This window comes from Actinoallomurus vinaceus, from assembly GCF_039542055.1.
GTDB classification, from domain to species: domain Bacteria; phylum Actinomycetota; class Actinomycetes; order Streptosporangiales; family Streptosporangiaceae; genus Actinoallomurus; species Actinoallomurus vinaceus.
Genome location: NZ_BAABHK010000005.1, coordinates 519,234 through 545,877, shown reverse-complemented (window position 1 = coordinate 545,877; position 26,644 = coordinate 519,234). Strand labels below are relative to the sequence as shown.

General features: G+C 69.8%; 30 protein-coding genes and 1 pseudogene. 20 read left to right on the top strand and 11 right to left on the bottom strand.

Features of this window, described 5'->3' with window-relative positions:
* Positions 1 to 2 precede the first annotated feature (2 nt).
* From ABEA24_RS21225 to ABEA24_RS21195, 7 genes are all read left to right on the top strand, one after another.
* Positions 3 to 953, top strand: a complete 951-nt coding sequence (locus ABEA24_RS21225) for a protein phosphatase 2C domain-containing protein (RefSeq protein WP_345432690.1) — start codon at positions 3 to 5, stop codon at positions 951 to 953.
* A complete protein-coding gene (locus ABEA24_RS21220; RefSeq protein WP_345432689.1) occupies positions 950 to 2,242 on the top strand; it encodes a vWA domain-containing protein in 1,293 nt (430 codons plus the stop codon). Before ABEA24_RS21225 ends, ABEA24_RS21220 begins: the two co-directional genes overlap by 4 nt.
* A 2-nt stretch (positions 2,243 to 2,244) precedes the next feature.
* A complete protein-coding gene (locus ABEA24_RS21215) occupies positions 2,245 to 2,985 on the top strand; it encodes an FHA domain-containing protein (protein ID WP_345432688.1) in 741 nt (246 codons plus the stop codon).
* The gene (locus ABEA24_RS21210; RefSeq protein WP_345432687.1) at positions 2,982 to 4,400 is read left to right on the top strand and encodes a hypothetical protein; all 1,419 of its coding nucleotides are present in this window, start codon (positions 2,982 to 2,984) and stop codon (positions 4,398 to 4,400) included. Before ABEA24_RS21215 ends, ABEA24_RS21210 begins: the two co-directional genes overlap by 4 nt.
* A gap of 13 nt (positions 4,401 to 4,413) precedes the next feature.
* Positions 4,414 to 5,238, top strand: coding sequence for a glutamate ABC transporter substrate-binding protein (locus ABEA24_RS21205; protein ID WP_345432686.1), 825 nt, complete (start codon positions 4,414 to 4,416; stop codon positions 5,236 to 5,238).
* A gap of 118 nt (positions 5,239 to 5,356) precedes the next feature.
* Entirely contained in the window at positions 5,357 to 6,481 is a 1,125-nt protein-coding gene (locus ABEA24_RS21200; RefSeq protein WP_345432685.1) for a MerR family transcriptional regulator, read from the top strand.
* Positions 6,478 to 7,770, top strand: a complete 1,293-nt coding sequence (locus ABEA24_RS21195) for an MFS transporter (RefSeq protein WP_345432684.1) — start codon at positions 6,478 to 6,480, stop codon at positions 7,768 to 7,770. Before ABEA24_RS21200 ends, ABEA24_RS21195 begins: the two co-directional genes overlap by 4 nt.
* A gap of 10 nt (positions 7,771 to 7,780) precedes the next feature.
* On the opposite strand, the gene ABEA24_RS21190 is transcribed toward ABEA24_RS21195, so the two are convergent.
* Positions 7,781 to 8,194, bottom strand: coding sequence for a MarR family winged helix-turn-helix transcriptional regulator (locus ABEA24_RS21190; protein ID WP_345432683.1), 414 nt, complete (start codon positions 8,192 to 8,194; stop codon positions 7,781 to 7,783).
* Between the two features lie 13 nt (positions 8,195 to 8,207).
* Positions 8,208 to 9,101, bottom strand: coding sequence for an NmrA/HSCARG family protein (locus tag ABEA24_RS21185; protein WP_345432682.1), 894 nt, complete (start codon positions 9,099 to 9,101; stop codon positions 8,208 to 8,210).
* Between the two features lie 89 nt (positions 9,102 to 9,190).
* On the opposite strand from ABEA24_RS21185, the gene ABEA24_RS21180 reads away from it, so the two are divergent.
* Positions 9,191 to 9,670 carry a MarR family winged helix-turn-helix transcriptional regulator gene (locus tag ABEA24_RS21180; protein ID WP_345432681.1) on the top strand — a complete coding sequence of 160 codons (480 nt, stop codon included), beginning with the start codon at positions 9,191 to 9,193 and terminating at the stop codon, positions 9,668 to 9,670.
* Between the two features lie 288 nt (positions 9,671 to 9,958).
* Here ABEA24_RS21180 and ABEA24_RS21175 read toward each other — a convergent pair whose 3' ends face one another.
* Both ABEA24_RS21175 and ABEA24_RS21170 read right to left on the bottom strand, forming a co-directional pair.
* The gene (locus tag ABEA24_RS21175; protein ID WP_345432680.1) at positions 9,959 to 11,149 is read right to left on the bottom strand and encodes a GAF domain-containing sensor histidine kinase; all 1,191 of its coding nucleotides are present in this window, start codon (positions 11,147 to 11,149) and stop codon (positions 9,959 to 9,961) included.
* Positions 11,146 to 11,808, bottom strand: a complete 663-nt coding sequence (locus ABEA24_RS21170) for a response regulator (protein ID WP_345432679.1) — start codon at positions 11,806 to 11,808, stop codon at positions 11,146 to 11,148. Before ABEA24_RS21170 ends, ABEA24_RS21175 begins: the two co-directional genes overlap by 4 nt.
* 208 nt (positions 11,809 to 12,016) lie before the next feature.
* Here ABEA24_RS21170 and tkt point away from each other — a divergent pair, with 208 nt between their 5' ends.
* Both tkt and ABEA24_RS21160 read left to right on the top strand, forming a co-directional pair.
* Complete coding sequence (gene tkt / locus ABEA24_RS21165; protein ID WP_345432678.1) at positions 12,017 to 14,086, top strand: transketolase; 2,070 nt, start codon at positions 12,017 to 12,019, stop codon at positions 14,084 to 14,086.
* Positions 14,071 to 15,012 carry a phosphoribulokinase gene (locus tag ABEA24_RS21160; RefSeq protein ID WP_345432677.1) on the top strand — a complete coding sequence of 314 codons (942 nt, stop codon included), beginning with the start codon at positions 14,071 to 14,073 and terminating at the stop codon, positions 15,010 to 15,012. Before tkt ends, ABEA24_RS21160 begins: the two co-directional genes overlap by 16 nt.
* An 85-nt stretch (positions 15,013 to 15,097) precedes the next feature.
* Here ABEA24_RS21160 and ABEA24_RS21155 read toward each other — a convergent pair whose 3' ends face one another.
* On the bottom strand, positions 15,098 to 15,988 hold the full coding sequence (locus ABEA24_RS21155; protein ID WP_345432676.1) for an AraC family transcriptional regulator: 891 nt from the start codon (positions 15,986 to 15,988) through the stop codon (positions 15,098 to 15,100).
* Positions 15,989 to 16,127: 139 nt separating this feature from the next.
* Here ABEA24_RS21155 and ABEA24_RS21150 point away from each other — a divergent pair, with 139 nt between their 5' ends.
* Positions 16,128 to 17,216, top strand: coding sequence for an aldo/keto reductase (locus tag ABEA24_RS21150; protein WP_345432675.1), 1,089 nt, complete (start codon positions 16,128 to 16,130; stop codon positions 17,214 to 17,216).
* On the opposite strand, the gene ABEA24_RS21145 is transcribed toward ABEA24_RS21150, so the two are convergent.
* Entirely contained in the window at positions 17,188 to 17,415 is a 228-nt protein-coding gene (locus ABEA24_RS21145) for a hypothetical protein (RefSeq protein WP_345432674.1), read from the bottom strand. The two genes, ABEA24_RS21150 and ABEA24_RS21145, sit on opposite strands and share 29 nt — an antisense overlap.
* 239 nt (positions 17,416 to 17,654) lie before the next feature.
* On the opposite strand from ABEA24_RS21145, the gene ABEA24_RS21140 reads away from it, so the two are divergent.
* Positions 17,655 to 17,864 carry a hypothetical protein gene (locus ABEA24_RS21140; protein WP_345432673.1) on the top strand — a complete coding sequence of 70 codons (210 nt, stop codon included), beginning with the start codon at positions 17,655 to 17,657 and terminating at the stop codon, positions 17,862 to 17,864.
* A gap of 179 nt (positions 17,865 to 18,043) precedes the next feature.
* Here the strand turns inward: ABEA24_RS21140 and ABEA24_RS21135 are convergent, their stop codons facing one another.
* Complete coding sequence (locus tag ABEA24_RS21135) at positions 18,044 to 18,424, bottom strand: winged helix-turn-helix transcriptional regulator (protein ID WP_345432672.1); 381 nt, start codon at positions 18,422 to 18,424, stop codon at positions 18,044 to 18,046.
* Positions 18,425 to 18,579: 155 nt separating this feature from the next.
* Between ABEA24_RS21135 and ABEA24_RS21130 the strand changes: the two genes are divergently transcribed.
* The 4 genes from ABEA24_RS21130 (at position 18,580) to ABEA24_RS21120 (ending at position 20,847) form a co-directional block, all read left to right on the top strand.
* The gene (locus tag ABEA24_RS21130) at positions 18,580 to 19,452 is read left to right on the top strand and encodes an enoyl-CoA hydratase/isomerase family protein (RefSeq protein ID WP_345432671.1); all 873 of its coding nucleotides are present in this window, start codon (positions 18,580 to 18,582) and stop codon (positions 19,450 to 19,452) included.
* 504 nt (positions 19,453 to 19,956) lie between these two features.
* Positions 19,957 to 20,514: a DUF5753 domain-containing protein gene (locus ABEA24_RS21125; RefSeq protein ID WP_345432782.1), complete on the top strand. Its 558-nt coding sequence runs from the start codon at positions 19,957 to 19,959 to the stop codon at positions 20,512 to 20,514.
* A complete protein-coding gene (locus ABEA24_RS53595; RefSeq protein WP_425551209.1) occupies positions 20,511 to 20,642 on the top strand; it encodes a DUF397 domain-containing protein in 132 nt (43 codons plus the stop codon). Before ABEA24_RS21125 ends, ABEA24_RS53595 begins: the two co-directional genes overlap by 4 nt.
* A 91-nt stretch (positions 20,643 to 20,733) precedes the next feature.
* Positions 20,734 to 20,847: a DUF397 domain-containing protein gene (locus ABEA24_RS21120; protein ID WP_345432670.1), complete on the top strand. Its 114-nt coding sequence runs from the start codon at positions 20,734 to 20,736 to the stop codon at positions 20,845 to 20,847.
* Here ABEA24_RS21120 and ABEA24_RS21115 read toward each other — a convergent pair whose 3' ends face one another.
* Positions 20,848 to 21,393, bottom strand: a complete 546-nt coding sequence (locus ABEA24_RS21115; protein ID WP_345432669.1) for a MarR family winged helix-turn-helix transcriptional regulator — start codon at positions 21,391 to 21,393, stop codon at positions 20,848 to 20,850.
* 98 nt (positions 21,394 to 21,491) lie between these two features.
* Between ABEA24_RS21115 and ABEA24_RS21110 the strand changes: the two genes are divergently transcribed.
* Together ABEA24_RS21110 and ABEA24_RS21105 are read left to right on the top strand one after the other, a co-directional pair.
* A complete protein-coding gene (locus ABEA24_RS21110; protein WP_345432668.1) occupies positions 21,492 to 22,493 on the top strand; it encodes a substrate-binding domain-containing protein in 1,002 nt (333 codons plus the stop codon).
* Between the two features lie 304 nt (positions 22,494 to 22,797).
* Positions 22,798 to 23,199 (top strand): hypothetical protein, encoded by a 402-nt coding sequence (locus ABEA24_RS21105; RefSeq protein ID WP_345432667.1) that lies wholly within the window; start codon positions 22,798 to 22,800, stop codon positions 23,197 to 23,199.
* 62 nt (positions 23,200 to 23,261) lie between these two features.
* Here ABEA24_RS21105 and ABEA24_RS21100 read toward each other — a convergent pair.
* Positions 23,262 to 23,760 (bottom strand): annotated as a pseudogene (locus ABEA24_RS21100) (transposase); the annotation flags it as partial.
* A 331-nt stretch (positions 23,761 to 24,091) separates the two neighbouring features.
* Between ABEA24_RS21100 and ABEA24_RS21095 the strand changes: the two are divergent.
* Together ABEA24_RS21095 and ABEA24_RS21090 are read left to right on the top strand one after the other, a co-directional pair.
* Positions 24,092 to 24,325, top strand: coding sequence for a hypothetical protein (locus ABEA24_RS21095; protein ID WP_345432666.1), 234 nt, complete (start codon positions 24,092 to 24,094; stop codon positions 24,323 to 24,325).
* A gap of 95 nt (positions 24,326 to 24,420) precedes the next feature.
* On the top strand, positions 24,421 to 24,861 hold the full coding sequence (locus ABEA24_RS21090) for a GNAT family N-acetyltransferase (RefSeq protein WP_345432665.1): 441 nt from the start codon (positions 24,421 to 24,423) through the stop codon (positions 24,859 to 24,861).
* A 323-nt stretch (positions 24,862 to 25,184) separates the two neighbouring features.
* Here the strand turns inward: ABEA24_RS21090 and ABEA24_RS21085 are convergent, their stop codons facing one another.
* Complete coding sequence (locus ABEA24_RS21085; RefSeq protein ID WP_345432664.1) at positions 25,185 to 25,622, bottom strand: VOC family protein; 438 nt, start codon at positions 25,620 to 25,622, stop codon at positions 25,185 to 25,187.
* 295 nt (positions 25,623 to 25,917) lie between these two features.
* Positions 25,918 to 26,400 carry a cupin domain-containing protein gene (locus ABEA24_RS21080; protein WP_345432663.1) on the bottom strand — a complete coding sequence of 161 codons (483 nt, stop codon included), beginning with the start codon at positions 26,398 to 26,400 and terminating at the stop codon, positions 25,918 to 25,920.
* Positions 26,401 to 26,644: the final 244 nt, after the last annotated feature.

Below are 26,644 nucleotides of genomic sequence, written 5' to 3'. Positions count from 1 at the left end.
CCGTGGGCGCACCGGAGAGCTGCCCGGGGTGCGGCAGTGAGGTCTTCGCCGGCGAGGCGTTCTGCGAGGCGTGCGGCCGGTCCCTGACCGGTGAGCCCGTCCCGGCCCCGAATGGGGCGTGCGCGGAGTGCGGCTCCACCTCGTTCAGCGAGGACGGCTACTGCGAGGGCTGCGGGGCGCTGCGGCCCGGTGACCGCGACCACATCGAGACGGAGGCGGGCGTCGCCGCGGGCGTGACCGACCGGGGCCTGCGGCACAGCCGCAACGAGGACGCGATGGCCCTGACCGTGGCGGGCGAGGGCATCGCGGCGGTGGTCTGCGACGGCGTGTCGACCTCTCCCCTGCCGCAGGCGGCCTCCCAGGCCGCCGCCGACACGGGCCTGAAGACGCTCACCGAGCGGCTCGCGGCCGGCGACGACCCCGAGACCGCGACGCGCACGGCGCTGACCCGGGCGGTCGAGGCGGTCACGGCGCTCGCCGAGTCCCCGCACGACGCGCCCGCCTGCACGTACGTCTCCGCGTACGCCGGACCGAGCGGCGTCACGATCGGCTGGGTCGGGGACAGCCGCGCGTACTGGCTCGCCGGGGACGCCTCCCGGCAGCTCACCGCCGACGACTCGTGGGCCGCCGAGATGGTCGCGCACGGGGCGCTGACCGAGGCCGAGGCGCAGGCCCACCCGAACGCCCATGCCATCGTCGCCTGGCTCGGCGCGGACGCGGGCGAGATCGAGCAGCACATCACGGCTTTCGTCCCGGAGGGGCCCGGCACGCTGCTGCTGTGCAGCGACGGCCTGTGGAACTACTACCCGGAGGCGACGCGGCTGGCCTCCATCCTGCCCGCCGCGGATCCGCTGACCGGGGCCCGGCATCTCGTACGCCTCGCGTTGGACGCCGGAGGGCGCGACAACATCACCGTCGTGGTGATCCCCTTCACACAGGAGCACGCACAATGAGTGAACAGCCGGACTTCAGCATCCGGGTCGACCAGAACAAGTACCTGCCGCAGGGCGGCCAGGAGGTCCACGCGATCGTCACGGTCGAGTCGACCGGGGCCCCGGTCGGCGCCGGCACCGGGGCGTCCGCCGCCGAGGTCATCATCATCGACACCTCCGGGTCGATGGACTACCCGCGGAACAAGATGATCTCGGCCGTCAAGGCGGCACAGGCCGCGGTGGACACGCTGCGCGACGGGGTGAAGTTCGCGGTCGTTTCCGGGTCGAGCCGCGCCACGATGGTGTACCCGCGGGCCGAGGAGCTGATCCCCGCCAACGCGCAGACCCGCGCCGAGGCCAAGGCCGCGCTGAGCCGGTTGACGGCGACGGGCGGCACCGCGATGGGGGCCTGGCTGAGCCTGGCCGGGCGGCTGTTCGCCAAGCACCCGGAGGGCATCCGGCACGCGATCCTGCTGACCGACGGCAAGAACCAGCATGAGACGCCGGAGCAGCTCGATCAGGCGGTGGCCGCGGCCGTCGGCCGGTTCGTCTGCGACTGCCGCGGGGTGGGCACCGACTGGGAGGTCGCCGAGCTGCGGAAGGTCGCGTCCGCGCTGCTGGGCAGCCTGGACATGGTGGCCAGCCCGGAGGCCCTCGAGGCCGACTTCCGCGCGATGACCGAGGCTGCGATGGGCAAGGCCGTCGCGGACGTCGCGCTGCGGGTGTGGACGCCGCAGAACGCCAAGCTGCGGTTCGTCAAGCAGGTGCTGCCGAGCATGGAAGACCTCACCGGGCGGCGCACCGACGTGGACGAGCGGTCCGGTGACTACCCGCTCGGCGCGTGGGGCACCGAGAGCCGCGACTACCACATCTCCGTCGAGGTGCCCCCCGGCGTGGTCGGGGAGCGGGCGAAACGGGTCGCGTGGGTCAGGCTGATGCTCGGTGACCAGGTGGTCTCCAGCGGCAACGTGCTGGCCGAGTGGACCGAGGACGAGGCCCAGTCCACCCGGATCAACCCGAAGGTCGCGCACTACACCGGCCAGGCCGAGCTCGCCGAGAACATCCAGGTCGGCCTGCAGGCCCGCAAGGACGGCGACCTGGACACGGCGACCGCGCGGCTCGGCCGGGCCGTCGCGCTGGCCCACGAGTCGGGCAACGAGGCGATCGCCGGCCTCCTCGGGAAGGTCGTCGACGTCGACGACCCGGCGACCGGGCGGGTCCGGCTGAAGAAGGACGTCGACAAGGCGGACGAGATGTCGCTGGACACCCGCTCGACCAAGACCGTACGGACGCGCCGGGGCGAGGGCTGAGCATGGCGACCTGTCCGGCCGGGCACAGCTCGACCGCCACCGACTACTGCGACGTGTGCGGCGCCGACATCGGCGAGGCGCCGGCCACGGCCGCGGCGGCGCCCGCCGCGGCGGCGCCCGCGCCCGCGGCCGGGGAACGGTGCCCCGACTGCGGCACGTCCCGTACCGGGCGCTTCTGTGAGGACTGCGGGTACGACTACGCGGTCGGCGGCGGCCGGCCGACGCCTCCCCCGCCTCCCCCGCCTCCCCCGCCGCCACCCGCTCCGGCGGCCGGGGATCCGGACGAGGAGGATCCCGTCACGCGGGACTGGGCGCCCGACAAGGCGCCCGCGCCCGAGCCGCCCGCGACCGACTGGGCGGCCGTCGTCATCGCCGACCAGGAGTACTACGACCGGGTCGTGACCGAGGGCGAGGACTTCGCCTTCCCGCCGTACTGCCCGTCGCGGCGCATCCCCCTCAGCGGGGAGGAGGTCCGGATCGGGCGGAAGAGTGTCTCGCGGGGCATCACGCCGGAGATCGACCTGAGCGAGACGCCCGCCGACCCTGGGGTCTCGCACACCCACGCGGTGCTGCTCGCCAAGCCCGACGGCACCTGGACGCTGGTCGACCCGGGGTCCACCAACGGCACGACGGTCAACGAGGGCGACACGCCCATCCCCGTCAACGTGGAGGTTCCGCTGCGCGACGGCGACCGGGTGCACGTGGGCGTCTGGACCACCATCACGCTGCGGAGGCTGCGGTGACGATCACGACGAATCCCCCGTCCTCCCCGGCCCGGCGGGCACGGGTCCCCGGGCGGCTGCGGATCCGCACGATGCCGGGACGCATCCGCGCCCTGGCCGCCGTCGCCGCCCTGGCGGTGCTCGTCGTCGTCCTCGTCACCACGCTGACCGTGCAGGACGCCCGCGACGGGCTGCGGGTTATCGGGCACGACGCCGGTCCGCAGGTGGTCGCCACCGGCGACCTGTACTTCGCGCTCAGCGACATGGACGCCCAGCTCGCCGACGCCCTGCTCATCGGCGGTGACCGCGGCCTGGCCGACCGGCGGGCGGCGGCGCTCCGGACGTACGAGCAGCGCCGCTCCGAGGCGAACCGCGCGCTGCTGCAGGGCTCGCGGCTGGCGGGCACGGACGCGACGGAGCAGCGCACCGCGCAGGAGATGCTGGACGCGCTCGGCCGCTACGAACGGCTGGCCGGACAGGCGCTGCAGACCGACGAGCAGTCGAACCACGCCGCCGGGCCCCCTCCGGCCGCCGTCACCGCCCTGTACCGCCAGGCGACCGACCTGATGAAGCTGGACGTGCTGCCCAAGGCGTACAACCTGACGCTGGACAACGGCACGAAGGTGCGCCGCACGTACGAGGCGAAGCGGTCGGCGGTGCTGAACGGGCGCATCTGGGTCGTGCTCACGGGCCTGCTGCTCATCGTCGTCCTCGCCGGCGTGCAGTGGTACTTCATCCGGCGGTTCCGCCGGCTGGTCAACCCGTTCCTCGCCCTGGCCACGGTCGGCACCCTGGTGCTCGTCGTGGTGAGCGTGGCACTCCTGTCGAGCGAGGCGGGACGCCTGCGGACGGCCAAGGAGGACGGCTTCGACTCGGTGCTCGCGCTGTCGCGGGCCCGGGCGATCAGCAACAGCGCCCACGCGGACGAGGCCCGCTACCTGCTCGACCCCGGCCGCGCCGACACGTACGAACAGGTCTACCTGGACAAGTCGCTGGCGATCATGTACGTCCCCGCGGGCAACCTCGACAAGTACTACACCCTTGTCGACGAGAAGATCGGGGGAAGCGACTTCCTCGGCTTCTTCGGCACCGAGGCCCACCACGTCACGCTGCCCGGTCAGCAGGAGGCGCTGCGGAAGGTGCTGTCGGGATACCAGAAGGTCCAGGCGAACGACCGGAACATCCGGCAGCTGGCGACCGGCGGCGACCGCCGCGGGGCCCTCTCGGCCAAGCTGAACGCCGGCACCGGCGACTTCGGCGACTACGACACGGCGCTCGTCTCCCTCAAGAACCTGCACGGTCGCGCCTTCGACAAGGCGATCAGCGCCGGTGACCACGGCCTGCGCGGCTGGAACATCGTCCTCCCCGGCGCGGCCGTCCTCCTCATCATCCTCATCCTCGCCGGGGTCCGGCCGCGGCTGTCCGAGTACCGGTAAGGGAGCGCAGCACATGCGACTACGTCGAATCGGCCTAGGGCACGCCCTGGCGCTGACGCTGCTGGCGGCGGCCGGCTGCGGGGTGGCCGGCGGCGCGACGCCGTCGGTCAGCGGAAAGGACCACCTCGTCATCGGCGTGTCCAAGGACCAGCCGGGCCTCGGCTTCCGCGACGGGTACGGCGCCTACAAGGGCTTCGACGTCGACGTCGCCCGCGACATCGCCAAGCGGCTCGGCGCGAAGCACGTGACGTTCAAGCCGCTGGCCAGCGGCCAGCGGGAGGGCGCGCTGCGCGCCGGCGACGTCGACATGGTCGTGGCCAGCTACTCCATCACGCAGCAGCGCAAGACCCAGGTCGTCTTCGGCGGCCCGTACTACGTCGCCCACCAGGACATCCTCGTGCGCGGCACCGACACGACCGTGCGGAACGTCCGGGACCTGCGCGGCAAACGGCTGTGCCAGGTCGCCGGCTCGGTCTCCTGGCAGCGTGTCACGCAGGAGCGCAAGATCCAGGCCCAGCTGGTGCCGGCGTCCACGTACGGCCAGTGCCTGGACGACCTGACCTCGGGGACGGTCGACGCCATCTCCACCGACGACCTCATCCTCGCCGGCTTCGCGGCGCAGCGGGGCAACCAGGTCCGCTTCGTCAACGCCCCCTTCTCGGACGAGAAGTACGGCGTCGGGCTGCGTCCCGGGGACATCGGCGGGTGCGAGGACGTCAACAAGGCGATCACCGAGATGTACCAGGACGGCACCGCCGCCACCCTGCTCAAACGGTGGTTCGGCTCGACGGGCCTGAACGTCACGACGACCGTCCCCCAGTTCGAGGGCTGCGGCTGAGCCGCTCGCGGACGGGCCGAGACCGTGCGGCCCTGACGCGACGCCGTGTTGACCTTGCCCTTGGGTGAAGCCGCAGCATCGTCGGCACCGGCCATGGCGGCCGGGACGAGGAGGAGCGGTGGAGCGGTTGCTGACGATCGGGGCGTTCGCCCGGGCCGCACGGCTGTCACCGAAGGCGTTGCGGCTGTACGACGAGCTCGGGTTGCTGCGGCCGGCCGTCGTGGACGGCGAGTCGGGATACCGGTTCTACGATCCGGAGCAGTTGGAACGGGCCCGGTTGATCGCCTGGCTACGGCGGCTGGGCATGCCACTGGCGCGCATCCGGCGCGTGTGCGACCTGCCGGCGCCGGCGGCGGCCGAAGAGATCACCGGCTACTGGGAGCAGGTGCTGGCCGAGACCGCCGCCCGTGGGCGACTCGCCACCTTCCTCGTCGACTACCTGACGGGAAGGGGCAGCCCTGTGGAGGAGTCCACGACCATGCTCGGGATCCGTTACGCCGCCCGGTCGGAGCAGGGGCTGGTGCGCACGAGCAACGAGGACACCGCGTACGCGGGCCCCCGGTTGCTGGCGGTGGCCGACGGGATGGGCGGTTCGGGCGGTGACCTGGCGAGCGCGGCGGCCGTCGAGGCGCTGAGGCCGCTGGAAACCCTGGCCGTGCCAGCCGATGACCTGCTAGGCGCGCTCGCCGACGCGATCGATGCCGCCGACCGCGCGATCGGGGAGATCGCCGCGTCGACACCGGCAGGTGAGGCGGGCACCACGCTGACGGCGCTGTTGTGGTCCGGCTCCCGGCTGGCGCTGGTGCACATCGGTGACACCCGCGCGTACCTCGTACGGGACGGAGAGCTGTTCCAGATCACCCATGACCACACCTACGTGCAGTCGCTGGTCGACGAGGGCCGGCTGACCGTCGAGGAGGCGGCCTCGCATCCGCGACGCTCGCTGCTGGTACGGGCGCTGACCGGTACGGGTGAGTTCCGGCCGGACCTGTCGATGCACGGAGCGGTGGCCCGTGACCGGTATCTGTTGTGCTCCGACGGGCTGTCGACCGTCGTACCGGCCGAGTCGCTGCGCGAGGTGCTGACCGGGTCGGGTGGCCCGCAGCAGGTGCTCGAGGAACTGGTCGGGCGGGCGTACGCCGCCGGCGCCCCCGACAACATCGCAGGCGTGGTCGCGGACGTGGTCGGGCTGGAGACATCGGCCGCCGCGGACGCCGGCCGTGCCGGCGGCACGGGCCGGTGAGCACCGCAGGGGTCCGGGTGCCGGGGGTCCACGCGGTCGACCGCCGCCCGCTCGCCATCGCGGCGTATCGGCGACTGTGGACGGCCTCGGTGATCTGCGCGGTCGGCGGTTCGTTCAGCCTGGTCGCCATACCGACGCAGCTGTTCACGATGACCGGGTCGTCGGCGGCCGTGGGCGCGTCCGCCGGAGTGTCTCTCGCCGCGCTGGTCGTGGCGGCATTGTGGACCGGTGCCGTCGCCGATGTGCGGGATCGACGGAGCGTGCTGCTGGCCGCCCACTGCGGCCTCGCGTCGACGTACGCGGCGTTGTGGATTCAAGCGGTGCTGGGTGGACGCGCGGTCTGTGTCCTCATGACGTTGGTGGCCTGCCAGGGGCTGGCCTTCGGAGCGATCATGACCACGATGGGCGCCGCGGTACCGCGCCTGGTCCCGGTCGAGCTTCTCCCGGCGGCGAACAGTCTCAGCTCGCTGGTCCGTTACGCCGGGTCGATCCTGGGACCGCTCCTGGCGGGTGCCCTGATCCCGGTTGTCGGGCTCGGCACGCTGTACCTGTTCGACGCCGTCGCGTTGTCGGCCGTCCTGTGGGCCGTCGTCAAGTTGCCGCCGCTGCCGCCCCGCCCTGGATCCTCGAGCGACCCGGCGGCGGCGTACCGCCTGGGGCGCTCCACGATCGACCAGATAACGGCGGGTTTCCGCTACCTGGCCGCGAGCCGGTTGCTCGTGGCGGTGCTGGCGGTGGACCTCGCCGCGACGGTCTTCGGCATGCCGTTCGCGCTGTTCCCGGAACTGGCCCAGCACACCTACGGTGGCCCAGCCGGAGGCGGCCTGGGATTGGGATTGCTCTACGCCGCCTACCCGGCCGGCGTTGTCGCGGTCGGACTGTTGTCAGGCACGTTCACCCGTGCCAGTCGCCATGGCGCCCTCATGGCGTCGGCCGCCGCCGCGTGGGGCGTCACCGTCGTGGTCCTCGGACTGGCCGGAAGGCTGTGGATCGCGGTGGCGGCGCTCGTCCTCGGCGGTGCGGTGAACTTCGTGCTGAGCACCTTCCGCAACGCCATCACGCAGGCGCTCACCGACGACGCCATGCGCGGCCGGATCCAGGGGTCGCTCACCGTTGTACTCATCGGGGGTCCGCAGATCGGAAACCTGCTGCACGGCGCCGCCGCCTCGATCGTCGGCCCCCGAACCGTGATCTGCGCCGGCGGGCTGCTCACCACGGCGACCGTGGCGATGGTCGCACGGGCAGTGCCTGAGCTGCGCCGTTACACCGCTCGACGCGACAGTCTCTGAGCTGCGCGAATCATCGACTCATCGCGGTTTCGAGGTTGTGGGTCATGCGTTCCAGGACCTCGACGGCCGTACGGTACTCCTCCAGGGAGATGCCGGTCATGCTCAGGTCGCGGAACGCGTCGACGCGCTCGGCGACCCTGACCAGGCGGTCGACGCCTTCGGGGGTGAGGGCGAGCCGGTCCGGTGCGGGCCGGGTCGCCCAGCCGCCGGTGAGCACCGTGCCGATCGCGGCGGTCAGCGCCGGGGTGTCGCCGTTGGCGGCGAGGATCGACAGGACCTCGGCCTCGGTGACCTCCGGGGCGTCCTGGATGACGTTGAGGACCTGCCAGGCGAGCCGGGTGATCCCGAACTCCTCCAGCATGCCGTTCATGTGGCCGGTGAGGGCTCGGTCGGTGCGGTTGAGCCAGTAGCCGATCGGCTTCATGGTGGTGTTCCGTTCAGTGGTGTGCGGGGGCGGAGGACAGGAGCGCGGGCCAGTCCTGGGCGGCGGCCCAGTCGGCGAAGGTGTGGCAGCCGACCTCGGGGTGGTCGCGGCGTAGCGCGGTGACGTTGACGTCGAGGCCGGTGGTGGTGAAGTAGTCGAACATGGCCGCCAGGTCTTCGGAGCGGCGCCGGACGTACGCCAGTGGCACCTCCTGGAAGGTGATCGGGCGGCCGATGGCGGAGGCGAGGATCTCGGTCATCTCGGCGGGGGTGCGCTCGTCGGAGGCGATGTCGACGCGATGGCCGGTGAACTCGTCGCGGCGCTGAAGGACCAGCGCGGCGAAGGCGCCGATGTCGGCGGCGGGGATGAGCGTGAGCGGCCGGTCGGCGGGCATCGGCCAGGCGAACACGCCGTCGCGCAGTCCGTCGAGGGTCCAGCCGCTCGCGTAGTTGTCCATGAACGCCGCCGGTGCGATCACCGTCCACGGCACGCCGGAGGCGCGCAGGTGCTGCTCGACCACGTACTTGCTCTCGTAGTGCGGGACGCCGGTGCCGCGGTCGGCGTGGGCGGCGGACGTGAAGACGACGTGTCCGAGGCGGGCGTCCGCCGCGGCGTCGACGAGGGCCTTGCCCTGGCGTGCCTCGGTGGCGATGTCGGTGCCGAAGGGTGTGGTGACCGCGAACAGGGAGTCGGTGCCCCTCAGAGCGGCGTCGAGCGAGACGCGGTCGTCGAAGTCGGCGTGGCGCACCTCGGCGCCGAGGGCGCGCAGGGTGTCGGCGGCGGGCGAGTCGGGACGGCGGGTGAGCGCCCGCACGCGCTGGTCGGCGTCGAGCAAGGCGCGGGTGGTGGCCCCGCCCTGGGCTCCGGTGGCACCGGTGACGGCGAAGGTGAGCATGGTCGTCTCCAAGCAGTAGTATAGCTGTGTGGCGCATTAACTGCGCCGCGCAGCAGATTACCAGAGATTGCTGCGTCGCGCAGCGATTGGATGTGAGCAAGGTGACGGACACGCCTCGGGCGCGGCTGCACGACGAGCTGTCGATGGCATCCCGCCGCTATCTGGCGGCATACGTGCTGTTCAACCAGGCCCTCGCCGACCACCTGGGGCTGCACCCGACCGACGTGCAGTGCCTGAGCCTGCTGACGGCCGCGCCCGGGCCGCTGACGGTCAAGCAGATCGCCGAGATGACGGGGCTGACCACGGGGTCGGCCACGCGCCTGGTGGACCGGCTCGAGCGGGGCGGCTACGTCGTCCGCACCCCCGACCAGCAGGACCGCCGCCGGGTGCTGGTCACCCCGGTGCCCGATCGCCTCGCCCGAGTCGCCGCGGTGTGGGACGACCTCGGCGAGGCCTGGGAGGAGCTCCTCGACGAGCACACCGAGGAAGAGCTCGAGGTGATCACCCGGCACATGCGCCGGGCACACGACCTGAGCCACGCCCAGATGCAGCGCCTGCGATCCCGGCCGAAGCCTGCCTGAGCCCGCTCCCGCGGAGCCGGGTTCACCCCGGCGATCCCCCGGTCGGGGGAGCCGGACCCACGTCGTACGGCCTATCGTCCCGGCGGGAAGGCGTCGTCATCCGCCCGTGGGCCCACGGCGGCGGGCGCCGCCGACATCCGTGCCCCGGCCGTGCGGAACGTACGCGCGGTCGCCGGCGCCGCGGGCCGTACCCCGGGGACGTCACCGTGCGTTCTCGGCCGGCCGCGGCGCAGTGCTCTCGCCGGCGAGGCGCGAGCGGCCGGGGCACGGCCCGCCTGTGGCCGCCGGTCAGGGGACCGGGATGCGGGCTTCGACCGTCGTGCCCCGGCCGGGAGGAGAGCTGACCTCGAGGCTGCCGCCGATGAGCTCGGCGCGCTCGGTCATGCTGCTCAGCCCGTAGCCGCCGCATGGTCCGTCGCCGGGCGGCGGCACGTCCCCGGGGATGCCGCGCCCGTCGTCGGTGATCCGCAGCGTCACGACGCCGTCCGTACGGCGCAGGCTCACCTGGACGCCGGCCGCCCGCGCGTGCTTCACGACGTTCTGCAGGGCCTCCTGGGCGATGCGGTACAGCGCGATCTCGACGTGGTCGGGCAGCCGGCACTCTTCGGCGTCGACGATGACCTCGACCGCGGTGATCGAGCGCGCCAGGCTCGCCAGCCCGTCGGCGAGTCCGAGGTCGTCCAGCACCGGAGGGCGCAGGTCGTTGATGGCCGCCCGCGCCTCGTCGAAGGTGAGGTCGGCCAGCTCGCGGGCCCGTACGAGCTGCGCGGCGGCGAACTCCGACGCGTCGACCAGCGCGTCCGCCGCGGCGTCGAGGTGGAACCGCAGGCTGCAGAGCCGCTGGGTGATGCCGTCGTGGATGTCGGCGGCCAGCCGGCGGCGCTCCGCCTCCTGGGCGGCGACGACCTGCTCGGTGAACCGCTCGTGCGCGCGCTCGCGCGCGGCCAGGCGGCGGTGCAGCCGCGCCTGGTGGACGGCGCCGGCGATGAGGCTGCCGATCGACGTCAGCAGCCGTACGTCCCGGTCGGTGAAGTCACGGCGCGCGCGGGTGTGCACGTTGAGCACGCCGACCACTCCCCCGGGGCTGCTCGCCATCGGAACCGCCGCCATCGAGGTGAAGTCGTGGCCGCGCAGCTGCGGGAAGTACCGGTAGCGCGGGTCGCGCTCCTTGTCCTCCACGATGACGACCGGCCGCCGCCGGCTCGCCGCCCATCCGGTCACCCCCTCGCCGAGCGGCAGCCGGATCCTGCCCACCTCCCGGTCGAACGGCGGGGTGGCGCCGACGAGCGTGAGCGACCGGTCCGTGTCGTCGAGGACGTGCAGGAAGCACACGTCCGTGGCGGTGGCGGCCACGATGAGGCGGACGACCTTGGCCGCCAGCTGATCCAGCTCCGGGCCCGCCGAGATCGCCTCGACGATGCCGACCAGCAGCGCGTTCTCGCGTTCGAGGTCGGCCAGGCCGAGGCCGTGCCCGGTCACCGGAAGATCCCTTCGCGCAGGGCGACCGCGACCGCGCTGGTCCGGTCGCCGACGTCGAGCTTGCGGAGGATCGCGCGTACGTGGCTCTTCACCGTCTCCTCGCCCAGCACCAGCCGGGCCGCGATCGCGCGGTTGGACAGCCCGGCCACGAGCAGCCCGAGCACCTCGCTCTCCCGCTGGGTGAGGCTCAGGTGCGCGCCGGGCCAGAACTCCCCGGCCTGCAGGCGCGCGGCCGTCGCGACCGCGCGACCGGCCATGGTCGGGTCGACCGTCGTCTGGCCCTCGGCCGCGAGTTCGAGGTGGCGGACCAGTCCCTCCCCGTCGATGGACTTGAGGAGGTACCCGGCCGCGCCGGCGCGCATCGCCTGGAACAGGTACTGCTCGTCGTCATAGGCGCTGAGCAGGACGACCCGCCGCGCCGGATCGGCCTCGACGAGCCGCCGGCACAGGTCGAGTCCGCTGACGGATCCGCGCAGCCGTACGTCGGAGACGACGACGTCGGGGTCCAGCGCGGCGACCAGCGACTCGGCGCGGTCGGCGCTGACGGCCTGCCCGACGATGCGCACGCGGCCGTGGAAGCGCGCCAGAAGCGCTTTGAGACCTTCGAGCACCATCTCGTGGTCGTCGATCACCACGATCCGCAGCGGCCCATTCTTCATAAGGCGAAGCATAGATAGAAGATGACAAATGGCATATCGAGTCGTAAATCACTCTGTAACCCCCTCGGCCGGGGGAGGCCGGGCGTGATATCGCGACCTACCGTCGAGCCATCCCGAGCGAGACGACGGAGGTCGGACCCATGAGGGCACCCGAATCGCGACCGTGCATCGTTCCATGCGTTCTTCCCGCGGCAATCCGGGAAACGCCATGAACATATCCGCGAGCGAACGCACCGGCCGGTCCGACGCGGACCGGATCGCCACCGGATTCGACGAGATCGACGCCCAGGCCGTCACGACGATCCGGATGCTCGCCGCCGACGCCGTGCAGGCGGCCGGCAGCGGGCACCCGGGCCTGCCGATGGGCGCCGCCGCACCCGCCTGGGTGCTGTGGTCGAGGTTCCTCCGGCACGACCCCGCCGACCCCGACTGGCCGGACCGCGACCGGTTCGTGCTGTCCGCCGGGCACGGGTCGATGCTGCTCTACGCGCTGCTGCATCTCTTTGGGTACGACCTGCCGCTGGAGGAGCTGCGGCGGTTCCGCAAGCGGGGGTCGCGGACGCCGGGACATCCCGAGTACGGCTGCACGCCGGGCGTCGAGGTGACGACCGGCCCGCTCGGCCAGGGACTCACGAACGCCGTCGGCATGGCCCTCGCCGAGCGCATGCTCGCCGCCCGCCTCAACGTCGACGAGCACACCGTCGTCGACCACCGTACGTGGGTGCTGGCCGGCGACGGCGACCTGATGGAGGGCATCAGCCACGAGGCGGCCTCGCTCGCCGGCCATCTCGGCCTGGGCCGCCTGATCGTCGTCTACGACGACAACGACGTCACGATCGACGGCCCGGCCCGCAAGACCTGCCGCGACGACGTCCTCGGCCGGTTCGCCGCCTACGGCTGGGCGACGTCGCGCGTACGGGACGGCAACGACGTCGCGGCGGTGGCGCGGGCGCTCGCCCGGGCGGCCGCGGACGACACCCGGCCCAGCCTGGTGGCGATCCGTACGACGATCGGCGACGGCGCGCCGACGCTGGCCGGTTCGAACAAGGTGCACGGGCGCCCCCTCGGCGAGGCGGAGCTGGCGGCGGCACGGGAGGCCGCCGGCTGGCCCGCCGAGCGGTTCTTCGTCCCCGAGGCGGTCGCCGCGCGCTGCCGCCGGCTGGCGGTCAGAGGACGTGAGGAACGACTGGCGTGGGTGCGGCGGCGCGCGGTCTGGGCCCACGCGCATCCCGAGGTCGCGACCGGATGGGACGTGTCGGCTCCCGCGGCGGCACCCCACGATCTGGAGTTCCCCGTCTTCGAACCGGGCACGGCGATGGCGACGCGCACGGCGTCCGGCGCGGTGCTCGCGGCGATCGGCCCGGCCTACCGGGGGCTCGTCGGCGGGTCGGCCGACGTGGCGTCCTCCACCAACAGCACCATTCCCGGCGCGGCGGACGTACGACCGGGCGCCTACGGCGGCCGCACCCTGCACTTCGGCATCCGTGAGCACGCCATGGGCGCCGTGCTGAACGGCCTCGCGCTGCACGGCGGGCTGCGCCCGTACGGGAGCGCGTTCCTGGTGTTCTCCGACTACATGCGCCCGGCGCTGCGGATGGCCGCGCTGATGCGGCTGCCCGTGATCTTCATCTTCAGCCATGACTCGGTCGCGGTCGGCGAGGACGGGCCCACCCACCAGCCCGTCGAGCAACTGGAGTCGCTGCGGCTCATTCCCGGCCTGACCGTGCTGCGCCCCGCCGACGCGAACGAGACCGCGGCCTGCTGGCGGCTCGCCCTCCGCAGCGCCGACGGGCCGGTGGCGCTCGTGCTCAGCCGTCAGGACCTGCCCGTGCTGGAGCCGGTGCGCGACGACGCGATCGCGCGGTACGGGGCGCGCGTCCTGCGCGACAGCACCTGGCCGCCCGAGGTCGCCCTCGTCGCCTCCGGCTCGGAGGTCGCGCTGGCGCTGGCCGCCGCCGAGGAACTCGCCGAGCGCGGTGTCGGCGTACGCGTGCTGTCGGTCCCGTTTCGCGAACGGTTCGAGGAGGCCCTCGAATCCCACGCCAAGCTCCTGCCGGACTGCCCTGCGGTGTGGGTGGAGGCCGGCGTCCCGCACGGGTGGCGGGCACTGGCCCGCCCCGGCGACACGGTCGTGGGCCTGCGCCGCTTCGGCCTCAGCGCCCCCGGCGACGTCGTGTACCGCGAACTGGGCTTCAACGTTCCCGCCGTCGTGGGCGCCGCCCTCGCGAAGGTCCGCGCCCGAGAGGCAGCCGAGGAGGAGACGTGCCGCACAAGCTGACCCGGATCAGGCGCCTTCGCGACGAGCTCCGGCCGGCCCGGCGGCCGGTCATGGTCGCCGTCGCCGGTGACAGCGCCGCCGGCAAGACCACGCTGACCCGAGGGCTGGCCGAGATCCTCGGACCCGAGCGGGTCACCACGATCGGCGTCGACGACTACCACCGCTACGACCGTCGGGAGCGCAAGGGCCTGCCGTTCACCGCGCTCCACCCGGAGTGCAACCACATCGAGATCATGGAGCAGCACCTCCAGCTGATCGCGACCGGCAACCCGATCCTCAAGCCGGTGTACGACCACGGCACCGGCCTGCTGTGCCGTCCCGAGCTGGTCGAGCCCCGGGAGTTCGTCCTCGTCGAGGGCCTGCTGCCGCTGCACACCCGGCTGACGCGGGCGTGCTTCGACATCGCCATCTACCTCGACCCGCCGGAGCCCGTACGGCATCGCTGGAAGGTCGAGCGGGACACGCGGAAGCGCGGCTACACGGCCGAGCAGGTGCTCGCCGAGCTGGAGCGGCGGGAGCCGGAGTCGGCGGAGTTCATCCGGCCGCAGCGTTCCTTCGCCGACGTCATCGTCCGCTTCTCGCCGATCGATGGTGACCCGCCCGGGACGCCGCTGTCCGCCGACCTCGTACTGCGGCCCACCATCCCGCACCCGGACCTGAGCGCGGTCCTCGCCGACGACGGGCACGCGATCCAGCTACGGCTGACCAGGGACGAGGACGGCCGGCCCGTCGACACGCTGCGCATCCACGGGAACGTCCCCGCCGAGGAGAGCCGGATGGTGCGCAAGGCCATCTGGTCGCGGCTCGGCGTGGACGCCGGCGACCCTCCGGAGACCCTCGGCGGCATCGGCGACGACGTGCACAGCGAGCCCCTGGCCATTACCCAACTCCTCCTGCTCTACCACCTGGTGACCGCCGCGCGGTGATCGGACGCGGCGGTCCACCCTGCTCCGTCCTCGTCGCCCGGAATCGCCGCAGGCCGGCGCATGATTCCGCAGGCCGGGATCGGAGTTACTCGATGACGAGGGGATCGCTCTGCAGGCGCAGTGCGTCCTCGCTGGGCGGCATGCCGAACAGGCGACGGTACTCCCGGCTGAACTGGGACGCGCTGGTGTACCCGACGGCGTGGCCCGCGCCGGCGATGTCGGTGGGATCGGCCAGCAACCGGAGCCGGGCCCGTTGCAGGCGCAACTGCTTCTGGTACTGCACCGGGCTCATCGACGTCGCCGCACGGAAGTGGCGATTGAGGGAGGAGACGCTCAGTCCGACATCCGCGGCCAGGTCGTCGATCCGGATCACCTCGTCGTAGCGGCTGTCGATCCACGCGATCGCGCGAGCGACAAGGGCGAGCCGGCTGTCCGCGGTCCCGATCTGCCGGACGAGTCCGCCCTGCGGGCCGGTCAGCAGCCGCCAGTGGATCTCCATCTTCACCGCGGGGGCGAGAACCCGTTGGTCGCCGGGAGAATCGGCCAGGCGCAGTAGGCGCACGACGGCGTCGAGCAGTTCCGGTGTCAGGGTGCTCACCGAAAGCGCCGGCCCGTCCGGCACCGGCGCGGCCGGCGGCCTGCCGTCGAGCAGCAGTTGGGCGATGGTCGCCGGCTCGAGCGGAAGGCCGAGAGCGAGGAACGGTTCGTCGGCGCCGGCCTGCGTGATCTGCGAGGTGAGCGGCAGGTCGACGGTCACGACGAGGAACTGGCCGGCCCGGTAGTCGAAGACCTGGTCGCCGAGCATCGACCGTTTCGCGCCCTGAGCGACGATCGCGAGGACGGGTCGGGCGACGCCGCCCAGCGGCTGCGTCGTCCTGGCCGTGGCGAAGACGTTCACGCCGTCGATCCACCGCGGCCGACGGTGGCCCGCCGCCAGCCGAGTGATCCGCGTCCTCAGCTCCGCCAGGTCGCACATGCCCCAAGTCAACCACGGCCGGTATCAGCGCACTGTTGCGCGGATCATGCAAGGACCTGCGTGAATCGGGCTAGGACGTCGGCCCCAGGTGCGGGTGAGATGAGAACGGCAACGACAGCGATTCCGTCCGGAGAAATTCATGTCACTGACGTCCTACGTCACTCTCGGCCGCAGCGGTCTGCGGATCAGCCCGTTCACCCTGGGCACGATGACGTTCGGAGAAGATCACGGCTTCGGCAGCGACCCCGCCGAGTCGCGTCGGATCCTGGCCGCCTACCTGGACCGGGGCGGCAACTCCGTCGACACGGCCAACATCTACAGCAACGGCCACTCGGAGGTCATCATCGGCGACCATCTCACCGCGAACCCGGGGGTACGTGATCGGATCGTGCTCGGCACCAAGTTCTTCTGGAACCTCCACCTCGGCGACCCCAACGGCGGTGGTCCGGGCCGCAAGGCGGTCGTCCAGCAACTGGAGAACTCGCTGCGCCGGCTGCGCACCGACTACGTCGACATCTACTGGCTGCACAACTTCGACCCCGTGACGCCGATGGAGGAGACCCTGAGGGCCCTCGACGACCTCGTCACCGCCGGGAAGATCCGGTACATCGGCTTCTCCGATGTGCCCGCCTGGGCGACCGCGGAAGCGGCGACCATTGCCCGGTTCCGCGGATGGGCCCCCGTCATCGCGCTCCAACTCGAGTACTCGCTGCTGGAACGCACCGCCGAAGGCGAACTCCTCCCGATGGCGCAGGCGATGGGCATGGGAGTTCTGCCCTGGGGCCCGCTCAAGAACGGCTTCCTTTCCGGCAAGTACTCCAGCACGGCTGCGGCGGGCACCGTCGACACGACCCGGACCGCCCTGGTCGGCACGCCGAGCGAGGAGGACTACCGCGTGATCGACGTCGTCAACGAGATCGCGGCCGACCTCGGCGTGAGCGCGGCCACGGTGGCACTGTCGTGGGTGCTGAGCCGCCCCGGCATCACGTCCACTCTGCTCGGAGCCCGTCGCCTCGACCAGTTCGAGGCCAATCTCGCCGCCCTTGAGCTCACCCTGAGCCCGGACCACCGAAACCGACTCGACGAGATCTCTGCTCCGCGACTGAACTTCCCCGCCGAGAACAACGCCACGCTCGCCCCGGTGGCCCAGAACGGCGGCACGACGGTGGACGGCCGGCCCACCCCGCCGTCACCGCTGCTCACCTCCCCCGGAACCACGATCTACTGATTTCTTCCAATGGCTCCGATGCGGTGATGCCCGCTGGGCTGGCGCGGAGCATGGCCTTGTAGAGGGCGTCGTGCTCGGGCGAGGCGGGCAGGGGTCCGCGGGCAGGGGCCTGGAAGGACTGGATCAACAGGGCGACGACGCGCCGCCAGGCGTCGGGAGCGGCGTCACCGGTGGCGTTGACGAAGCCGGCGTTGGCCATGTGCAGCAGTACCAGGTCCGAGGGGTCGAAGTCCTCGCGCAGGCGGGCCTGTGGCCTTGGCGCGGTTGATGAGCTGCACCATGGCCTCGTACGCCTCGTCGCGGCGCTTTTCCAGGGCCTTGGCGGTGGGGAACGTCATGGTCAGTACGTCGGCGAAGCCGTAGTCGGCGGCCTGCATCGCGCAGGGCCGCGTCACGGTCGCCGACGTCCTCGGCCGGTTCTACTACGACCTCGCCGGCATGCCGTCGAAGCAGCAGATCGCCGCGCTCACCAGCATCGCCAGGCCGGAGCGGTTGCTCTACGGCAGCGACTACGCCTGGACGCAACGCGAACTCGCCCTGCGCCTGCTGACGTCACTCGACTCGGTGCTGGCTGACGGACACCAGAACTGGCGATCCCTCACCACGTGCAACGCCGACCTCCTCCTCGGCCAAGAGCCTGACCGCTGATCGGCCAATACCTGGCATTTCTTCGGGGGGAAGGCCCGACTACCCCACCCTCGACACCGCGGACGCCGGCGCGCGATGAGCCCGCTGACGTGCGACTGCCGGCTCGTGCACGAGCCGGCAGTCGCACGTCCCGAGGACCCCCGCGCTGAGCGAGCGCGATGGTCGACGGGGAAGATGTATCAGGCGACGGACTCGCCGCGTTCGAGTTGCTCGTCGTATGCGCGCTGTCGCGCCTGGATGACGTCCATGTTCCGCACTGTCCAGTCGTAGACCTGGCCGAGTGGTTCCTGCAGAGAGCGGCCCAACGGTGTCAGGGCGTATTCCACTCCGAGCGTTCGTCCGGACAGAACACGACGTGTGATCATTCCGCTGCGTTCAAGGCGGCGCAGGTTCTGGGTCAGCACCCGTTGGGTGATGCCTTCGAGGCGTCGTTTGATGTCGTTGAACCGGCGAGGTTCGTCGAGCAGCACCGCCAGAATCAAGATCGACCACTTGTTCGCGATCTGGTCGATGATCGCGCGGCTCGGGCAGTCGGTCCGAAAGACGACCTCATCGTTCATGGTGGTATCCCTGAGCATCCCTAGGATGGTGAAAGTGCGTAATTGACGCTGCATTTCGGCTCGCCATAGTCTAGGTATACATCAGGAACCTAGTAGCACTCAATCACTTGCCTCGACATGCGCAAGCGGGAGTGCAATGCGATCAAGGAGTGGGCGTGGCCGAATATTCTCTTCCGGCGGAAGAGTACTCGACTCTGCGAGTCTCGGTTGACCAGGGGGTGGCGAACGTAGCCATCGACAACCCCCCGGTCAATGTACTCAGCGTCGATCTCATGACCGAGTTGCTGCACTTTCTTAAGGCGGTTCGCGACGTCCCCTCGGTCAAGGTCATCGTATTCAGCAGTGCCATCCCGGACTTCTTCATCGCCCATGTCGACATGACACTGAATCCGGAGTCGACGGCGTTCGGCGAGCTGATGAAGGCCGCACCGGAACGTCTCAACGTCTTCCAGTCAATCTCCGAGGCCGTACGGAACCAGCCTCAGGTCACCATCGTAAAGCTCGCGGGCATCGCCCGTGGTGGCGGAGCCGAGTTCGTCACGGCAGCCGACATGGCTTTCGCGGCGATCGAGACGGCAGGACTCGCCCAGTGTGAAGCACTGATGGGTATAACTCCCGGTGGCTCCGGCACGCAGTACCTCACCCACCGCCTGGGCCGGAACCGCGCGCTCGAGGTCCTGCTCGGTGCGGACCTGTTCGACGCACCGACCGCTGAACGCTACGGCTGGATCAACCGGGCCCTGCCCGCCGCCGAAATCGACGCCTTCGTCGACCGGCTCGCCCGCAACATCGCGGCACTTCCCGACGGTGTCATCGAGGCCGCCAAGCTGGCCGTACCGCCGAAGGATCTCGCTAAGGGTTTCGTACGCGAACACGACGCATGGGCGAGCCTGATCGCGCGACCCGCGGCCGGCAAGCTCATCCAGGGCGGTGTGGAGCGCGGCGCCCAGACGCCTGAAGGCGAACTCCGTCTCGAAGTCCTGCTCCGGGACCTGTGGGAAGACGTGAAGGAGCCGGCGGCAGGCTGACAGAAGCGAGCAGGACACCGTTCAGAAACGGCCTGCTGAGGCAGCGGCGCCGGGTCGCCAGCTCAGGCAACGAGCAAGTCATCCGGCCTGGATGACAAGACCGAAGTTGCGCGACCCCGCCGCCTCTTCGCCGGGGCCGCGGCGAAGAGGCGCTTTCCGGGTCCCAGGCGGGTCGCAGATCGGGACAAGCCACCAGCACCTGCCGGGGTAGCAAAGAAACGAGCGAACCCGCCGGGGACAGGCACGATCGTGGCATTCACGCGAAGAAAATCGCCGCCTTCTTCAGAATCTGCCGCACTTCACGCAGCTGCCGGACCTCCCGGCGCAACCAGGGCGATTTCAAGGTCGCCCGTCTGGGGCGATCGTCCGGTGATGTCCGGATCGATGGTCGTCACTTAACGTGACGCCGATACAAGGATGACCTTCCGCCAGTGATCATGGAGTTCTCACGCTGCCAAGACCCGCGAAGCTCGCCAGCGTGGCTGGTGGACGGCATACGGGGCTCTGGAGGACAACTACGTCGAGTTCGAAGCAGAAGCAACGAAGATCTTCAGCTTCCAACCGCTGGTCATTCCCGGCCTGCTCCAAACGCCCGCCTACGCCTGCGCTCTACACCGCGGCTGGCTCATGACGGATGAGCATGAGATCGAGCGCCTGGTCCAACTCCGTATGGAGCGACAAAGGATTCTGGACCACGACCAGCCACCGTTCCTCTGGGCCGTCATCGACGAATATGCCGTGACCCGTTCATTCGGCTCCGCAGATGCCAAGGCGGAACAGCTCCAGCGGCTGATCGACACAGAACGTTTGGAACACGTCAGTGTCCAGATCCTGCCGATGACCACCGACCCGCACCCGGGTCTATCCGGCTCGTTCGTGATCCTGGACTATGAGGACGACCCCAGCCTCGTCTACCGCGAAGTCCGGCCAGAGTCGCTCTACATCGAAGGTCAGAAGGAGGTCGAAGAGCGCCGGCGGGTCTTCCAGCATCTGAGCGCGACCGCGCTCGGACCGAACGAGTCAATCGCCTACCTCAGACGATTGGCCGAGCAAACTGAATGAGGTGGCACACCGTGTCCCAGCCGAACGAGGTCTCCACTTGGCGCAAGAGCAGCCACTCCCAGGGTCAGGGCGGCGGAGACTGCGTTGAAGTCGCCATCACCACCGCCCCGGAGCAAATGGAGCGCTGACGAGAGGGAACACGCAACGCTCCCAGGCTTACCGTCGCCGGGCATTCTGCATCCCGCAGTCGACCGAGAAGAATGAATGAGGTGGTGCACCGTGTCCAAGTCCTTCTCCCCCAACGACTGGCGCAAGAGCAGCCGCTCCGGCGGCGGGTCGGGCAACTGTGTTGAAGTCGCCGTCGTCACCGGCCAGGAGCAGATCAAGCGCTGACTACGAGAAAACTGAACGCTCCGGCGTGCTGTCGCCGGGGCGTTCTGTGTTCTCAATCGGCCGGGGCTCGTCCTGGGGTCGTTCCTCCAGGCTCAGCAGGGTGTTCAGCAGATCGCCGTCGGGGCCGCCCGCATCGCCGAACAAACGCTGCTGGACGTCGATGACCAGGGGTAGGGCATCCCGAAGCGCCGTCACGCCGGCCTCGGTCACCTCGACATGCTTCGTGCGTACGTCCGCGCCGCGCGGCCGGACGACCATGCCCTTGGTCTCGAGCGTTTTCAGCATGTGCGAGATCTGCATCGGATGGATGTCGCTGGACCGGGCGAGCCTCGCCTGGGTCACCGGTTCGTCCGTCCGGCCGAGCCACCCGGCCATCGCGAGGGTCATGAACTGCAAGTGCGTCAGGTCGAGCGGCGCGAGGGCGCGGTCGACCTCGCGCAGGTAACGATGCAGGACCCGCCACATGACGAAGCCGACGGCCTTCTCCGGCGCGCCGAGGGACGCGGTCGCGAAGAGCTCCGTGAGGGAGCGCGCGTCGGCACTCATGCGGACGGAGTGTAGCCGTCGCGCGTACGACTCTGCGGCAGATCGTAAATGCGTTTACTATCTTCTCCACGAGGGCGTGTCTGAGAGGAGTCCGCAGGATGAGCGATCTCGAGCTGAGGGTCGGCTGCCACCCGTACGACGTCACGCGGGCGTTGTTCGACGGGACCGTGAAGATCGAGGGGGTGGACGCGAGTTTCGAAGGCGCCCGCCTGGTCTCGGACATCTTCGAGCGCATGGTGCGCCACCGCGCGTTCGACGTCGCCGAGCTGGGCCTGTCCTTCTATCTGCGCACGCTCGACCTCGACGATCCACCGTTCGTCGCGATCCCGGTGTTCCCCAACCGCCAGTTCCGACACTCGGCGATCTTCGTCAACATCGCCAGTGGCATCACGGAGCCGCGGGACCTCGCGGGCAAGACCGTCGGCGAGTTCGCGATGTACGGTCACGACGCCGGTGTCGTGGCCAAGGGCATCCTCGCCGACGAGTACGGCGTGAACCCGAGCCGGAGCCGCTGGGTCATCGGCGGCTTCGACTGGCCGATGGCCCCGTTCGACTTCGTCCCCCAGCCGCATCCGGCGGACGTCGAGGTGACTCGCGCTCCCGACGGCAAGGCCCTGGGGCCGATGCTCGAGGCGGGCGAGATCGACGCGATGATCTCGGCCGACGTCCCGCGGTGCGTTCTGGACGGCTCGCCGCGGGTCGCGCGGCTGTTCCCCGACTATGGCGTCGTCGAACGCGACCACTACCGGCGCACCGGCATCTTCCCGATCATGCACACGGTCGTGATCCGCAGGGACCTTCTCGCACGGCACCCCGGTCTCGCCGAAACCGTCTACCGGGGGTTCTGCGACGCGCGCGACGTGGCGATGGAGCATTACCGGACCAGGCGGATCTTCAACCACATGGACGTCAACGTTCCCTGGTTCAGCGAGCTCTTCGACGCCAACCGCCACCTGTTCGCAGGCGACGGATGGCCGTACGGCCTCCAGGCGAACCGCGCGTCCATCGACGCCTTCCTACGCTGGCACTTCGAGCAGGGCCTGTCCGCACGGCCGCTGACGTGCGAGGACGTCTTCGTACCGGAGCTGCTCGGGACGTGACTCCGAAGGGGGTCTACCACCAGTGTCCGTTCCGCCCGCACCCTGCCAGCGGCCAGTGCGCCGAACTGGCAAGTGAAGAGCAGGTCCGAAGATCGGCGTTTGATCTTGTTCAGACTTAGAGCCCGCGCGAATAGGTCGCGGTGGGATGTTGTGACGCGGGCACGGGGGCGGCCCTGTCGATCATGAAGCTGCTGACGCTTCGTGATCATGGAGGGGGCGTGCCCGTTGCCATCTTGGCTTCCCGACCCGTGACGAACCCCATGACAGTAGTCCACGCGGGCTCGTAAGTGGCTAGAGTCGCTCCATGGCCGCAGACAGAGTGCACTGGGGGAAACGCTTCGGTTTGATGGCCCTCGGAGCCGTCGCGGGAATCATGTTGACCGTATCGTTTTTCATCGTGGCGGCATGGCCGCAATCCACGCTCGTTCATAGTGAAAACCAGCCGCTGACGGTCCGCTATCAGGACGGGCGTGCGCATCACCTGGGTCTTTATCGCGAACGGACACTGCTCTATGGCGAGTCGTACCACCTGGTGGTCGGCAGCGATCCGAGTCTGTCCTACGGGCACCGGGTCGACATCAACGCTACCGTCGGCGGAGGTTTCGGTGTCCGAGCGACCGAGTGGACGGCCGCCGGATTGCGCATTCGCTTCACTACCGGGCATGATCTATTCGTCCCCGCGGCCATGTTCATCGGTGGACGGTGAGTGGGCGTGACGCGTGACTACCCAGATTCGGCTCTGCAGGAGATCACGAGGATTGGTGATCTTCAGGGGCGCCGTGTGGGGCGGTTGTCCCAGCGGTGGGTGGTCCAGGCTCGGCGGATCAAGCTACGCAGGGTGATGATGGCGTCGGCGAGGTCGAGGAACGCGTTGATGACGCTTTCGTGGCGTTCGTAGCAGCGTTGGAGCCGGTTGAAGGCGTTGTGCCAGGCGTTCTACATGCCAGCGCCTGTCGGCTTGGATCGGGGCTTTGTCGCCTTTGTGGGCGATGTCGCCGGTCATTTCGTGTGCGGCGAGTTCGTTGCGGATTTTCGCCGAGTCGTAGCCGGCGTCCAGATGCACGGTGATGTCTGCGGGCAACGGGCCCAGATCACCGAGTTTATTCAAGGTGGGGGCCAGTAGCGGTGAGTCATGCCGGTTGGCTCCGGCCAATACCCGGCCGAGCGGAATGCCGTTTCCATCAACTATCGATGAGCGTTCCTGTCCTAGGGCCTTTAGGCGTCGGTCCGCCCGCAGTACGGGCCCTCCGGCGTCTGGTGCGCTCGTTGACACAGCGCCGGAATGTTGTTGGGCCTCCCCCTTCCATGACCTCGCCGCTACCCTGACCGGGACGAAAGTTGCTGGGGACGGTGGTCTGGATGGCGAGTCGGGTGGCAATCGAGTGTTGGTGCGGCCATTCGCGCGATCGTCATAGAGATTCGGTGTTTACCGGCTCCTGCATGGACGACTGCGTGTGCACCGCGTTCGAGGCGCCTCCGCCGGGGCCGGGGTACTGGGATCCCGAGCCGTCGATGTCGGAGCCGGACCGCACACCGCATCCTGGCTGCCCGTTGCAGGACCCGGACTGCCTGGGTTTCCACCTATTTGTGGATGGATGATGGAACGCAGCGAGTCGCTGCGGATCTTCAACCACATGGACGTCAACGTTCCCTGGTTCAGTGAGCTCTTCGACGCCAACCGCCGCCTGTTCCAGGGCGACGGGTGGCCGTACGGCGTCCAGGCGAACCGCGCGTCCATCGACGCCTTCCTACGCTGGCACTTCGAGCAGGGCCTGTCCGCACGGCCGCTGACGTACGAGGACGTCTTCGTACCGGAGCTGCTCGGGACGTGACTCCGAAGGGGTCTACCACCAGTGTCCGCTGGTCTTCCGCATTCCTGCCCAAGTGGACCTGTGCTGCCGCCGGAGCCGTCATTAGCGTTCAGCAGGTGACCGAAGTACGTGAAATCCCGGAAGGGCAGACGAAATTGGCCGCACCAGCCATGCTGGCGCTGCGGCCGCGCTGGGAAACCGTCGACGCCGTGGTCGACCTGATCGACACTCGGCTGCGGCCGGTCGGCTATCGGCTGGTCGGCGCGTTCGACGACGACGACCACGACTTCGCCGCCTCCGTCATCGGTTTTCGCGTGGCATGGACCTCCGCCTGGGGCCAGTATCTGTACGTCGACGACCTGTCCACCCTCCCCGAAGCCCGCGGGCGCGGCCATGCCGACCGCCTGCTCAGCTGGGTCGAGGTAGAGGCCCGCCGCCTGGGATGTGAGGCCCTGCACCTGGACTCGGGCGTCAGCCCCGACCGTGCTCCCGCCCACCGCCTGTACATGCGCCACAACCTGGCCATCACGGCGCACCATTTCACGGTCGCGCTGTAGGAAACAGTCCGGAACTCGCAAAGTACGCGCGGACTGGACAACCACGTCCCACACCGCCACGCGCGACAAGCTTGGGTTCAAGGATTCGTCTCAGCTGAGATGCGTCGGTGACCTGCGAGCTCTCCAGAGCCGGGATGACCTGCATACAAGGGTCCCTCCCTCACCTCCGCCCCTACAAGGCGGATGCCGGCGGTTCGAAACCGTCCGCGCCCACCAGTGTCAGGACACAGCCAAGGCCCAGATCGGCGGGGGTGAGCCCGAAGACCTGGGCCTTGATCTATGTCGGCCCCTTGTCGGCAGGGGAAGGGGCGCGGACCGGTGGGTCAATCGGCATGGAGACCGCGAAGCAGGCCGGTGGACTGACCCACCTCGATGAGGTAGCCGTCCGGATCGCGCAGGTAGCAGCGCAGTTCCGAACCGCGGTCGAGGGGCTCGGTGAGGAAATGAGCACCCTTGGCGACCGCGTCGGCGTGGAAGGCGGCCATGTCCGCGACGCGGACATTGAGAAAGCTCGACACCCGCTCGGTGCTTTGGGGCACCTCGAGGGTGACACCGGGCTTGTCGGAGGTGGGGCCACCCCCGGGATTCATAATGATCCAGCTGTTGGCCACCTTCACGATCGCTGGGTTCTCCTCCATCACGACCTCGCCGCCGAACACGTCGGCGTAGAAGCGCCGTGATCTCTCCACGTCGCGCACGGTCAGGAAGTGCGTGACAAGGAGCCCTCGTTGCGGGGCGGGCAGATCACCGTGAGCCGTCATGGTTCGTCATCCTCACTGTGCAGGGTGGGAATGTGGCGCCGGTCGCGAGCAGGACCGACCCCTCCGTCTGATTCGTGCCGTCGTTGAACGCCTGATCGCAGACGCGGATCCCCGGGCGGTGCCCGTCGCGATACCCGCCGGAGTCACCGGCCCGTACCTCGTGGCCGCGCCGACATCCTCAGCCGTGCCTTGAGGACCGGGCCGTCCACGGGCACCGCGCGCCCGTCGATCCAGTGAGCGGGGGTCGGAAAACCGTACCGTCGGCGGCTGCGGTACGCGATGGGGAATCTGCCGGTTATTCGACAAAGTACGAGTCGTGCTTGTCGAAGAACCTGGCGCGCTCTTCATCCGTGGCATGGGCCAGCTGTGACACCTGCTCGAAGTACTCTTCACGCGGCGCGCCCGGTGTGAAGAGCAGCAGCATTTCGGCCGGAGCGTCGGAGTCGTTACGGAAGGCATGCAGTCCGCCTTGCGGCACATGCAGGAAGTCGCCCTTCTGCGCGTCGATCCACTGTGCGCCGTCGAAGAGACGAACGGTGCCCTCGAGGATGTAGAAGGACTCCGAGATGGTCTTGTGGTAGTGGGTCTTGGGGCCGCCGGCCTTCGCCTTCATCTCGAATCGATAGAGCCCGAACTCGCCCCGTGTGATGACCGTGGTCGCCAAGTAGTGAATGGCGTCCCTGCCGACTGTTCCGAAATTCGGTGGGGTGTTCGACGGCCGGAAATTTGCGTTGATCTCGCCGTCATCTCCCGTGTACACCTGCTTCGGGTACGACATGCAAACCGTCCTCTCCCTAAGTTAGATGCGTAACGGCGTGTTGATGGGGGCATGCGCGGACCGCTGCCGGTGGCTGCAGACCGACGGCTACCCTCGGTCCCCCGTTGGACGCGCCGCTACAGAAGAGACCGATCACCCCCGGCATTTGTGACACCTTCCAGGCCGCCCCACCACTTCGGGCAGGAACCGACCCCGATACCTACATCGCCAACCTTGACGGCGGCCTCGGCACACGGGGCGGGAA